The sequence below is a fragment of the Variovorax atrisoli 110B genome (genome assembly GCF_000382045.1).
GTDB classification, from domain to species: domain Bacteria; phylum Pseudomonadota; class Gammaproteobacteria; order Burkholderiales; family Burkholderiaceae_C; genus Variovorax; species Variovorax atrisoli.
On sequence record NZ_KB907457.1, the window covers coordinates 330,095 to 341,907 of the forward strand.

The window sequence follows — 11,813 nt, forward strand, 5'->3', positions numbered from 1 at the left end:
GCGCGACTGCATTGCCTCGAAAAGACTCCATGAAGAGAACACGCACGCTCTGCGCCGCAGCCCTGCTGGCCTTCAGCGCGCTCGGCGCGTCGGCCCAGATCCTGATCGGCCAGACCGCCGGCATGACCGGCTCGGTGGCCGCGAGCGTGAACGAGACCATCGGCGGCGCGCAGCTCGTGATCGACGCGGCCAACGCGCAGGGCGGCATCCACGGCGAGAAGATCGAGGTGCTGCGCATGGACGACGGCTTCGACGTGAAGCGCGCCAGCGAGAACGCGCGCGTGCTGATCGAGGACAAGAAGGTGCTGGCACTCTTCATGAGCCGCGGCACGCCGCACTCGCAGGCGATCATTCCCTGGCTCGACAAGTACGACGTGGCGCTCATCGGCCCCTCCACCGGCGCGATGGTGCTGCACAAGCCGCTGCAGAAGCACGTCTTCAACGTGCGCGCCACCTACCAGCGCGAGGCCGAGAAGGCGGTGCAGCACCTGCTGACCATCGGCCTCACGCGCATCGCGGTCGTGCACGTGACCGACTCCTTCGGCGCCGACGCGCTCGAAGGCGCGATGACCGGCTTCGCCAAGGGCAAGGCGAAACCCACCGTGACCATTCCGGCCGACCGCGACAAGCCCGACTACAAGACCATCGTGCCCGCCATCAAGGGCGCAGACGCGCAGGCGGTGGTGTGGATCGGCTCCGGCGTGGCCGTGGTGGACGGCATCAAGGCGCTGCGCGCCGCGGGTTCGGCCGCGCAGGTGGTCACGCTGTCGAACAACGCCTCGTCGGGCTTCATCAAGCAGCTGGGCGATGCGAGCAAGGGCGTCATCGTGACGCAGGTGTTTCCCAACGAGCGCTCGCTGGGCCATCCGATGGTGAAGGAAGCCCTGGCGCTCGCACAGGCCAAGGGCCAGTCGGAGCTGTCGCCGGCCGCGCTCGAAGGCTTCGCATCGGCCAAGGTGCTGGTGGAGGCGCTGCGCCGCGCCGGGCCCAAGCCCACGCGGGCCAGGATGGTGGCCGCCCTCGACGGCCTGCGCGGCTACGACCTCGGCGGCGGGCTCGAAGTGAGCTACTCGCCCACAGATCACAGCGGCATCGATTTCGCGGACCTGTCGATCATCAGCGACGGTCGCTTCAAGCGTTGAGTCCCCGCCCCGGAAGGGGCGAGTTTGAACGGCCCGCCGGCGCACCGGCGGGCCGCTTTTTTCCGGGCGCTGGAAACCTTGGTTTGACAGGGTTTGCGTCAACTGGCGACAAGTGACGTTCAGCAACACATTACACAGTTTCTGACACAGGCACCCGCCCCGGAAAGGCTTCGCTCGATGAAGAAGACGCTCACGTCCTGCGCCGCTGCGCTGTTGTTCGCCCTGGCGGCGCCGGGTGCGGCGGCCCAGATCCTGATCGGCCAGTCGGCCGACCTCTCAGGCCCGGTGGCCGCCAGCGTGAAGGAAACCATCCTGGGCTCGCAACTGGTCATCGACCAGGTCAACGCTCAGGGCGGCATCAACGGCGAGCAGATCGAGGTGATCCGCATGGACGACGGCCTCGACGCGAAGCGTTCGCTGGAGAACACGCGCGTGCTCATCGAGGACAGGAAGGTGCTCGCGCTGCTGCTGAACCGCGGCACGCCGAACACGCTCGCGGTGATCCCGCTGCTCGACAAGCACGGCGTGCCGCTGGTCGGCCCCTCCACCGGCGCGATGGCGCTGCACAAGCCGGTGCAGAAGAACATCTTCAACGTGCGCTCGACCTACCAGCGCGAGGCGGAGAAGGCGGTGCAGCACCTGCAGACCACCGGCATCCAGCGCATCGCCGTCGTGCAGGCCGACGACTCCTTCGGCAAGGACGCGATGGAAGGCGCGAGCAAGGGCTTCGAGAAGGCCAACCTGAAGCCGGCCGTGGTGGCGCTGGCCGACCGCAGCAAGCCCGACTACGCGGCCATCGTGCCGCAGCTCACCAAGGCCAACGCGCAGGCGGTGCTGTGGATCGGCTCCGGCACCGCCGTGACCGACGGCATCAAGGCGCTGCGCGCGGCGGGCTCGGCGGCGCAGATCATCACGCTGTCGAACAACGCGGCCTCGGGCTTCATCAAGGAACTGGGCTCGGCCAGTGCGGGCGTGATCGTCACGCAGGTGCTGCCCTACGAGCGCGCCTTCGGCCATCCGCTCATCAAGGAAGCGCTGGCGCTGGCCAAGGCCAAGGGCCAGAACGAGCTCTCGCCTGCACTGCTCGAAGGCTTCGTCGCCACGAAGGTGATGGTGGAGGCGCTGCGCCGCACGGGCCCGAAGCCCACGCGCGCGAAGCTGATCGCCACGCTCAACAGCTTCCAGTACGACGTGGGCGGCGGGCTCGACATCAGCTACTCGCCGACCGACCACACGGGGATCGACTACGTCGACCTCTCGATCGTGAGCGACGGCCGATTCAAGCGATAGGCTCGCCCCCAGGCTTCGCGCACTTCGTGTCGCTTCTCCACCCCCCACCGGGGGCAACACCTGCGGCACGGCAAAGCCGGTTCCGCGGTGTTCCGGCCTGAAGAATCCTCGGGCCTACTTCGGCGCAGCGGCGGGCGCGGGCTCGTGCGTGGTGGTGTCGCCACCATGCTTCTCGCCCGACATGTCGACCTTGTCACCGGCCTTCGAGATCACGTACAGGGCAATGGCGGCGAAGATGACGAAGCCGACGACGAGTTTCCACATGGGTTTTGTCTCCTGGATGGTTCAAGAAAAAGGCCTCATGCGGTCGGCATGAAGCCTCTTTGTTGAACAGGCAGAAAAGGCGGTCTCGGTATTTCGCAAGGAACACCGCGGAACCGGCTTTGCCGGGCCGCTGGTGTCGCCCCCTCGGAGAGGGGGTTGGCGAAGCACACGAAGTGCGCGAAGCCTGGGGGTCAATCAATCGTTGGCGTAGATGTCCACGTCCTTGGTTTCGCGGATGAACAGCGTGCCCACCACCAGCGTGATGCCGGCGATGATGATCGGATACCACAGGCCGTTGAACATGTTGCCGGTCGAGGCCACGATGGCGAAGGCGGTGGTCGGCAGCAGGCCGCCGAACCAGCCGTTGCCGATGTGGTACGGCAGGCTCATCGAGGTGTAGCGGATGCGCGTGGGGAAGAGCTCGACCAGCATCGCGGCGATCGGACCGTAGACCATGGTCACCAGCAGCACCAGCCAGAACAGCAGCACCACCGTCAGCACCTTGTTCATCTTCGCGGGGTCGGCCTTGGCGGGGTAGCCGGCGACCTTCAGGTCCTCGGCCACGCCCTTCTTGAAGGCGGCGATCTCCTTGGTGGAGTTCTCGTCGAACTTGGAATTGACGACGTTGCCGATGGGCGCCTCGATCGACTTGTCGCCGATCTTCACGATGGCCTTCGAGCCCGGCGCGCCGGCCACGTTCTCATAGCTCACCGAGTTCTGCACCAGGTAGCGCTTGGCGATGTCGCAGGAGCTCTTGAAGTCGATCTCGCGTGCCACCGGGTTGCCCTGGAAGGAGCAGGTCGCGGGGTCGGCCGTCACCGTCACGCCGGCGGTGGCCTGGGCGCGGGCCAGGTCGGGGTTGGCGGCTTCGGTCAGCATCTTGAAGACCGGGAAGTAGGTGACCACGGCCAGCAAGCAGCCGGCCATGATGATCGGCTTGCGGCCGATCTTGTCCGACAGCGTGCCGAACACCACGAAGAAGGGCGTGCCCAGCAGCAGCGCGGCGGCGATCATCAGGTTGGCCGTGGTCGCATCGACCTTCAGCTGCGCGGTCAGGAAGAAGAGCGCGTAGAACTGGCCCGAATACCAGACCACCGCCTGGCCGGCCGTCAGGCCCACCAGCGCCAGGATCACGATCTTCAGGTTCTTCCACTGGCCGAAGGATTCGGCCAGCGGCGCCTTCGAGGTCTTGCCCTCGGCCTTCATCTTCTGGAAGGCGGGCGACTCCGACAGCGTCAGCCGGATCCACACAGAGATGCCCAGCAGCAGGATCGACACCAGGAACGGCACGCGCCAGCCCCAGTCGTTGAACGCGGCCTCGCCCATGAACTCGCGCACGCCCAGGATCACCAGCAGGCTCAGGAACAGGCCGAGCGTGGCGGTGGTCTGGATCCACGAGGTGTAGGCGCCGCGCTTGCCGTGCGGCGCGTGCTCGGCCACGTAGGTGGCGGCACCGCCGTACTCGCCGCCGAGCGCGAGGCCCTGCAGCATGCGCAGCGCGATCAGGATCACCGGCGCCGCGACGCCGATGGTCGCGTAGCTCGGCAGCAGGCCGACGATGAAGGTCGACAGGCCCATGATCAGGATGGTCACCAGGAAGGTGTACTTGCGACCGATCATGTCGCCCAGCCGGCCGAACACGATCGCGCCGAACGGACGCACCAGGAAGCCCGCCGCGAAGGCCAGCAGCGCGAAGATGAAGGCAGCGCCCGCATCGAGGCCGCTGAAGAACTGCTTCGCGATGATCGCGGCCAGCGAGCCGTAGAGGTAGAAGTCGTACCACTCGAACACGGTGCCGAGCGAGGAGGCAAAGATGACTTTCTTCTCCTCCGAGGACATGGGCCGGGGGGCCGGGTGCGGCACTCCCCTCGAATCTAGTGTGGCTGCCATTGGTCGTCTCCTGTGTTTGCGTTCATTGCGGCACCCGGCATCCGGGACCGTGAAGGCATTCTTGGAGACGCGACTGACCCGATCCTTTCGCGAAACTGAACCGGCGCTTACGTTCTAGGGTGAAACCCGCGCGGCTCGTTTCAGCCTGTAGGAAATCGGGGCGCTTTCCCGCGTACCGCGGGTTTGTCCTCAGGCGGCCTTGCTGCTGCGCAGCAAGGCCGGGCGCTGGTCGGCCGAAGCCCAGTCCGGGCCGTCGAACCACGCGTCGCCAGCGAGGTAGGCGCGCAGCATCTGCAGGCCGTCGAAGCCCCAGAACAGGCGCCCGTCGACCACGTAGGTCGGCGTGCCGAAGACGCCCTGCTGCAGGGCCTCGTCCGTGTTGCGCTTGAGCAGGGCCTTGCTCTCGTCGCTGTTCGCGTCGCGCTTGGGCTTGAGCTGCCCGCTGAGCGCGGCAAGGCGTGCCGGGTCCGCGGCTTCCTCGCCGCCGCGCCAGACGTGGCGGAAGATGGTCTCGGCCACAAGGCGGCTGATGGTGCCGTCGTCGCTCGTGGCGACCGCCAGCCGCAGGTGCGCCAGCGGGTTGTAGGGATGCGAGGCCGGCATGCGGATCTCGATGCCGTGGGTGTGGCCTAGCCAGAGCACGTGGCGATAGGTCCAGCTGCGCTTCGACGGAATCTCCGCCGGCCCGAGCTGGCCGTGCTGCTTGAGCAGCGCGCCCAGCAGCACCGGCTTGTAGGCGACGCTGTAGCTCAGCCCCTCGAGCGCCTGCGGCAGGTGCTCGAAGGCGAGATGCGCATACGGAGAGATGAAGTCGAGATGGAAGTCGATGTGCTTCATGGGCTGCTGTCTCCTGGATTCGCCGCGGGCACGCGCCAGATGCCGGCCTTGGCCCGCAGCTCGATCGCCCGCCACACGTGGCGCCGGGTCTCGTCTTCCATCTTGCTCCAGCCCGCGATCTCGGGGATGGTGCGCAGGCAGCCTTCGCAGAAGCCGCTCAGGCGATCCATGCGGCAGACCGAGCAGCATGGCGAAGGCACGTCGCCCGCCGCGGCCTGCACCGCCACGGCGCGTTCGGCCAGCGTCTCGGCTTCCGCGAAGTTCACACCACGTCGGCCACCGGCGCGCCGGTGAGCTTCTCGAGGTCGTGCGGGCGCAGCTGGAACACCGCGTGCGGATGGCCGGCTGCCGCCCAGATCTCCTCGAAGCGGAAGAGCTCGCGGTCGATCAGCACCACGGGCGGCGTCAGGTGGCCCACGGGCGACACGCCGCCGATGGTGAAGCCGGTGCGCGACTTCACGAAGTCGGCGTCGGCGCGCCCGGTCTTGCCGACCAGCGCATCGACCTTCTTCTCGTCCACGCGCTTGTCGCCCGAGGTGATGACCAGCACCGCCGACTCGTCGCTCTTGCGCCGGAAGATGATGCTCTTGGCGATCTGCCCGACCGAGATGCCGAGCGCGTCGGCCGCCTGCTGCGCGGTGCGGCAGGCGTCGTCGAGCATTCGTGGGGAATGGGGGTGGCCGGCATCCTGCAGGGCGCGGGAAACGCGCTGGACGCCTTCGGGGAGCTTATGGAGTTCGGATCCGCACATGATGGCTTCGAATCTATCAGGCTGAGAAGGGGCGCCCTCAGGCGCTGCGCTTGAACATGAACAGCATCGCGCCCATGGCCATCAGCACGCCGCCGAAGACGCGGTTCTGCGCCCGGCGCGCACGCACGCTGCGCAGCATGCCCTGCAGCCGCGCGGCCAGCCAGGCATAGCCGTGCATCACGGTCACGTCGACCATCACCGTCGTGGCCAGCAGCACCAGCAGCTGCAGCCACAGGGGCCGGGTCGGCTGGATGAACTGCGGCAGCACGGCCGCCATGAAGACGATGCCCTTGGGGTTGGTCACGTTGGTCAGGAAGCCGCGCAGCACGCGCTGCGATGCGCTGAGGTCGGGCTCGGCCGCCTCCGCCGCGTCGCCCTCGATCTTCGCAACGGGGGCGCGCCACTGGCGCCAGCCCAGCCACAGCAGATAGCACGCACCGACCACCTTGACGACCAGGAAGGCGCTGGCCGAGGCGGTGAGCACCGCGCCCACGCCGAGCCCGGCCACCAGCAGGATCACCGCGAGCCCCAGCTGCAGCCCGACGATGGTCGCCGTGGTGCGCCGCACACCGTAGCTGAGCCCGTGGCTCATGCTGAGCACAGCGCCCGAACCGGGCGACACCGCGATGACGCAACTGGCCACCAGGAATGCAAGCCAGACGTGCAGATCCACTACCTACTCCCGTTCATTCAATACAGCAATCGACAAGGAAATTCAGCCGGCCCGCTTCGTGCGGATGGCCTTCGACGCGCGCGAGTTCGGCTCGCGGCCGAGTGCCTCGCTGATGTAGACGCCCGCGTCGATCAGCCGGTCGAGATCGATGCCGGTCTCGATGCCCATGCCGTGCAGCATGTAGACCACGTCCTCCGTCGCCACGTTGCCCGTCGCGCCCTTCGCGTAGGGGCAGCCGCCCAGGCCGGCCGAGGACGACTGGAAGTTCCACACGCCCAGCTCGAGCGCCGCCAGGGTGTTGGCCAGCGCCTGCCCATAGGTGTCGTGGAAGTGGCCGGAGATGGCGTCGACGCCGAAGTGCGCCAGCGTGGCCTCCATCGCCGCCTGCACCTTGCGCGGCGTTCCCACGCCGATGGTGTCGGCCACGTCCACGCGCTGCACGCCGATGCCCTTCATCAGCTGGGCGAGGTAGCCGACCTTGGCCGGCGCGATCTCGCCCTCGTAGGGGCAGCCGACCGTGCACGACATCGCGCCGCGCACCTGGATGCCCTTTTCGAGCGCCGCGGCCACCACCGGTGCGAAGCGCTCGATGCTCTCGGCGATGGAGCAGTTGATGTTCTTCTGGCTGAAGGCCTCGCTCGCCGCACCGAACACCACGATCTCATCGGGCCACTCCTCGCGCGGTGCGGCGATGGCCGCCTCGAAGCCCTTCATGTTGGGCGTGAGCACCGAATAGCGCACGCCGGGCCTGCGTTCGATGCCGTGCATCACCTCGGCGTTGTCGGCCATCTGCGGCACCCACTTCGGGCTCACGAAGCTGGTGACCTCGATCTCCTTCAGGCCCGCGTCCTGCAGGCGGTGCACGAGGCCGATCTTCACTTCGGCGGACACGGGCTGCTTCTCGTTCTGCAGGCCGTCGCGCGGGCCGACGTCGACGAGCTGGACTTTGGTGGGGAGTTTCATGGGGATGTCTCTTGTATCGCTGGAGGATGGAAGACCGCCCTGGATTGTCGGCCACATGGAAATCCCCTGTCCGCGGCGGCAGTCGGGGAAGGTAGCAATGCGCGCCTGCGAGGTTGCAAATGGCGCCAGGCAGCTGTTGCTAGGCCGTCTCCCTCTGCTCGAAGCCGTCGGGCAGCGCCTGGGCCGCGATGGCGCCGGCCGGTTCGCCCACGTCGAGCGCATCGACGCGCGCGCCCTGCGGTCCGCGACGCGCCCATCGGATCAGCTCCTCCACCGCGGAAGCCTCGCCGGCCGCCAGCGCCTCCACGCTGCCGTCGCGCCGGTTGCGCACCCAGCCGCGCAGCCCGATCCGCCTGGCCGCCTGCACCATCGACCAGCGGTAGCCCACGCCCTGCACGAGGCCGCGGATCAAGAGATGGCGGGTGACGGTGTTCATGGCTCGGCAGAAGAGATCAGTACGACTTGGGCAGCCCCAGCGCCTTCTCGGCAATGAAGTTCAGGATCATCTGCGGGCTGACGGGGGCGATGCGCGGGATGTAGCTCTCGCGCAGCAGACGCTCCACATGGTATTCCTTCGCGTAGCCCATGCCGCCGAGCGTGAGCACCGCGTTCTGGCAGGCGTCGTGCGCCGCCTCTGCAGCGAGGTACTTGGCGGCGTTGGCCTCGGTGCCGCAGGGCTCGCCCGCGTCGTAGAGCGTGGCAGCCTTGAGCATCATCAGGTCGGCCGCCTCCAGGTTGGCCCAGGCGCGCGCCAGCGGATGCGCAACGCCCTGGTTCTGGCCGATGGGGCGGCCGAACACGACGCGCTCCTGCGCGTACTGCGAGGCGATGCGCAGCGCGGCGCGGCCGATGCCGATGGCTTCCGCCGCGATCAATATGCGCTCGGGGTTGAGGCCGTGCAGGATGTATTCGAAGCCCCGGCCCTCCTCGCCGATGCGGTCCTCCTCCGGCACCTCGAGCCCGTCGATGAAGAGCATGTTGGAGTCCACCGCCGCGCGGCCGAGCTTGTGGATCTCTCGCACCTCGACCTTGCTGCGGTCCAGCGGCGTGTAGAAGAGCGTGAGGCCCTGCGTGGGCTTCTTCACCTGGTCGAGCGGCGTGGTGCGCGTGAGGATCAGCATGCGGTCGGCCACCTGCGCGGTCGAGATCCAGATCTTGCGGCCGTGCAGCACGTAGCTGCCCCCGGGCTGGCGCACGGCCTGCGTCTTGAGGCGGGTGGTGTCGAGCCCCGCATCGGGCTCGGTCACCGCGAAGCAGGCCTTCTCGGTGCCCGCGATCAGCGGCGGCAGGAAGCGCTGGCGCTGCGCTTCGCTGCCGAACACCACCACCGGGTTGAGTCCGAAGATGTTCATGTGCACCGACGACGCGCCCGACATGCCCGCGCCCGATGCGCTGATGGCGCGCATCATCAGCGCCGCCTCGGTGATGCCGAGCCCGGCGCCGCCCTGCGCCTCGGGCATCGCGATGCCGAGCCAGCCGCTCTCGGCCACTGCGCGATGGAACTCGTGCGGGAACACGGCGCGGTCGTCGTGGTCGCGCCAGTAGTCGATGGGGAAGTCCTCGCAGAGGCGTTCGATGGCGGCGACCAGCGAGCGCTGGTCTTCGTTGAGGGAGAAGTTCATTCTTCGCTGTCTTTCGTGGGTTCCGGTTGCAGCGTGACGCCGCGCTCGAGCATGCGTTCGATGGCCTCGTCGCCATAGCCCGCCTCGCGCAGCAGCTCCACGCTCTGCTCGCCGATGCGCGGCGCCGGCCGGCGGATGGCGGCCGGCGTGGCGCTGTAGCGGCCGACCGGCGCGAGCGTGCGGATGCGGCCTTCGCTCGGATGGTCGAGCTCGGGATAGAAGCCGACGGCGCGCAGGTGCGGGTCGTCGAGCAGGCTCTCGGTGCTGTGCAGGCGCGCGACCGGGATGTCGGCGCCGGCCAACGCGGCGAACCATTCGTCGCTGGTGCGCGTGGCCATCACCTCGGCCACGAAGGCATACACCGCGCCGATGTTCGCGGCGCGCGCCGTGTGCGTGCCGAACATCGGCGAGCCGCGCAGCTCGGGCCGGCCGATCACGTCGAAGAAGGCCTGCCAGTGCTTGTCGTTGTAGATCAGCACGCTGAGGTAGCCGTCGGCCGTGGCGTAGGGCTTGCGGTGCGGCGCGAGCAGGCGCGCGTAGCCGGTGGGGCCCAGCGGCGGCTCGAAGCTGTGGCCGCCGAGGTGATCGCCCATCACGAACTGCGACAGCGCCTCGAACATCGGCACCTCGACCGCCTGCCCCTTGCCGGTGCGCTGCGCGTGCAGCACGGCCGCGAGCAGCGCGATGGCCGCCTGCAGCCCCACCGCGCGGTCGGCCAGCGTGACGGGCGCATAGCGCGGCGCGCCGCCGCTTTGCTGCGCGAAGAGAGAGGCGACGCCGGCCGCCCCCTGGATCAGGTCGTCGTACGCCGGCTTGCCTGCATAGGGCCCCTGCTCGCCATAGCCGAAGGCGCCGAGGTAGACGATCTTCGGGTTCACCGCCGACACCGCCTCGTAGCCGAGCCCGAGCCGTGCCATCGCCTGCGGCCGCGTGTTGTAGATCAGCGCGTCGCAGCCCGCTGCGAGCCGCAGGCAGGCCTCGCGGCCCTCGGGCTGCTTGAGGTCGAGCACGATCGAGCGCTTGTTGCGGTTGAGGTGCATCGCCATCGCCCCCATGCCCGGGTTGCGCATCGGCCCGACGGCGCGCAGGTTGTCGCCGCCGGGCGGCTCGACCTTCACGATGTCGGCGCCGAGGTCGCCCAGCGTCTGCGTGGCATAAGGGCCCATCACCACGGCCGTGAGGTCGAGGATGCGGATGCCTTGAAGAGGTCCGGAGGTATTCATGTCTTGGTCTTGGCTCCTTCCCCCTCTGGGGGAAGGCTGGGATGGGGGCAGGCAGAGCGCCCATCGGGTACGCCGCTTGCCCCCACCCCTGCCCTCCCCCAGCGGGGGAGGGAGAAATTCGGCTCGCTCATTCGGGCTGGATCCCCGCGGCCTGGATCAGCTTCTTCCACTTCGCCAGCTCCGACACGGTGAACGCGCCCAGCTCTTCCGGCGTGCTGCCGAAGGCGTCGAAGCCCAGCTTCGCCACGCGCTCGCGGAACACCGGGCCGTTCGCCATCTCGGCCAGCACCTTGTTGAGCTTCAGCACGATGTCGCGCGGCGTGCCGGCCGGCGCGAACACGCCGTTCCACGAGGTGATGTCGAAGCCCTTGAGCTCGGGCGTGTCGGCCAGCGGCGGCAGCTCGGGGAAGAGCTTGGTGCGCTCCTGCGTGGTGACGGCGATCGCGCGCATCTTGCCGGCCTTCACCGTGGCCAGGCCCGCGGCGAGGTCGACCACCATCATCGACACCTGCCCGCCGATCAGGTCGGCGATGGCGGGCGGCGTGCTCTTGTAGGGCACGTGCAGCATCGGCACGCCGCTCATGCGCGAGAGCGTGGCGCCGCTGACGATGCCGGTGCTGTTGCCGCTCGCGTAGGTGAGCTTGCCCGGGTGCGTGCGGCCCCAGGCCAGCAGCTCGGCCACGCTCTTCACGGGCAGGTCGTTGTTCACCACCAGCATGAAGGGCAGGTTGCCCATGCGGCTGACCGGCGCGAAGTCCTTCACCGGGTCGTAGGGCAGCGACTTCATCAGGCTCGGGTTGGCCGAGTGCGTGGTGTTGGTCGTCATGAACAGCGTGTAGCCGTCGGGCACCGCCTTGGCGACGTACTCGGCCGCGATCACGCCGTTGGCGCCCGCCCTGTTGTCGATGATGACCGAGCCCTTCAGCGCATCGCCGAGCATCTGCCCCGCGATGCGCGCCACCGCGTCGGTGCCGCTGCCGGCGGCGAAGGGCACGACGATGCGTATCGGCTGCCTGGGGTAGCCGTCCTGCGCGAAGGCCCAGGGCATGGCGCCCGCGAGGCCGGCGGCCGCACCGATGGAAATGAAACGGCGACGGTTCGCCATCGCGGCCGGTTGCCCGGTCGCGTTCTTCGTTGTCTGCATGCTTTGTCTCCGGT

Annotated in this window: 13 protein-coding genes; 2 read left to right on the forward strand and 11 right to left on the reverse strand. The window is 68.4% G+C overall.

What is annotated here, in order from left to right; all coding sequences use genetic code 11:
- The first annotated feature begins 29 nt into the window (after positions 1–29).
- Together G369_RS0122940 and G369_RS0122945 are read left to right on the forward strand one after the other, a co-directional pair.
- A complete protein-coding gene (locus tag G369_RS0122940) occupies positions 30–1,142 on the forward strand; it encodes an ABC transporter substrate-binding protein (protein ID WP_019656387.1) in 1,113 nt (370 codons plus the stop codon).
- 177 nt (positions 1,143–1,319) lie between these two features.
- A complete protein-coding gene (locus G369_RS0122945) occupies positions 1,320–2,432 on the forward strand; it encodes an ABC transporter substrate-binding protein (RefSeq protein ID WP_019656388.1) in 1,113 nt (370 codons plus the stop codon).
- A gap of 114 nt (positions 2,433–2,546) precedes the next feature.
- On the opposite strand, the gene G369_RS39140 is transcribed toward G369_RS0122945, so the two are convergent.
- The 11 genes from G369_RS39140 to G369_RS0123000 form a co-directional block, all read right to left on the reverse strand.
- A complete protein-coding gene (locus G369_RS39140; protein WP_019656389.1) occupies positions 2,547–2,696 on the reverse strand; it encodes a hypothetical protein in 150 nt (49 codons plus the stop codon).
- A 195-nt stretch (positions 2,697–2,891) separates the two neighbouring features.
- Positions 2,892–4,586: an MFS transporter gene (locus tag G369_RS0122955; protein WP_019656390.1), complete on the reverse strand. Its 1,695-nt coding sequence runs from the start codon at positions 4,584–4,586 to the stop codon at positions 2,892–2,894.
- A gap of 189 nt (positions 4,587–4,775) precedes the next feature.
- The gene (locus G369_RS0122960; RefSeq protein WP_019656391.1) at positions 4,776–5,423 is read right to left on the reverse strand and encodes a 2-hydroxychromene-2-carboxylate isomerase; all 648 of its coding nucleotides are present in this window, start codon (positions 5,421–5,423) and stop codon (positions 4,776–4,778) included.
- The gene (locus G369_RS0122965) at positions 5,420–5,689 is read right to left on the reverse strand and encodes a DUF1289 domain-containing protein (RefSeq protein WP_019656392.1); all 270 of its coding nucleotides are present in this window, start codon (positions 5,687–5,689) and stop codon (positions 5,420–5,422) included. The genes G369_RS0122960 and G369_RS0122965 overlap by 4 nt, the downstream gene beginning before the upstream one ends.
- Positions 5,686–6,174 (reverse strand): YbaK/EbsC family protein, encoded by a 489-nt coding sequence (locus tag G369_RS0122970; protein ID WP_019656393.1) that lies wholly within the window; start codon positions 6,172–6,174, stop codon positions 5,686–5,688. The genes G369_RS0122965 and G369_RS0122970 overlap by 4 nt, the downstream gene beginning before the upstream one ends.
- Before the next feature lie 37 nt (positions 6,175–6,211).
- Positions 6,212–6,847: a homoserine/homoserine lactone efflux protein gene (rhtB, locus tag G369_RS0122975; protein WP_019656394.1), complete on the reverse strand. Its 636-nt coding sequence runs from the start codon at positions 6,845–6,847 to the stop codon at positions 6,212–6,214.
- A gap of 42 nt (positions 6,848–6,889) precedes the next feature.
- Entirely contained in the window at positions 6,890–7,810 is a 921-nt protein-coding gene (locus tag G369_RS0122980; RefSeq protein ID WP_019656395.1) for a hydroxymethylglutaryl-CoA lyase, read from the reverse strand.
- Between the two features lie 139 nt (positions 7,811–7,949).
- The gene (locus tag G369_RS0122985) at positions 7,950–8,246 is read right to left on the reverse strand and encodes an acylphosphatase (protein ID WP_019656396.1); all 297 of its coding nucleotides are present in this window, start codon (positions 8,244–8,246) and stop codon (positions 7,950–7,952) included.
- A gap of 16 nt (positions 8,247–8,262) precedes the next feature.
- On the reverse strand, positions 8,263–9,432 hold the full coding sequence (locus G369_RS0122990) for an acyl-CoA dehydrogenase family protein (protein ID WP_019656416.1): 1,170 nt from the start codon (positions 9,430–9,432) through the stop codon (positions 8,263–8,265).
- Positions 9,429–10,655 carry a CaiB/BaiF CoA transferase family protein gene (locus G369_RS0122995; RefSeq protein ID WP_019656397.1) on the reverse strand — a complete coding sequence of 409 codons (1,227 nt, stop codon included), beginning with the start codon at positions 10,653–10,655 and terminating at the stop codon, positions 9,429–9,431. The genes G369_RS0122990 and G369_RS0122995 overlap by 4 nt, the downstream gene beginning before the upstream one ends.
- Positions 10,656–10,782: 127 nt before the next feature.
- Positions 10,783–11,799, reverse strand: a complete 1,017-nt coding sequence (locus tag G369_RS0123000; RefSeq protein WP_019656398.1) for a Bug family tripartite tricarboxylate transporter substrate binding protein — start codon at positions 11,797–11,799, stop codon at positions 10,783–10,785.
- Positions 11,800–11,813 lie beyond the last annotated feature (14 nt).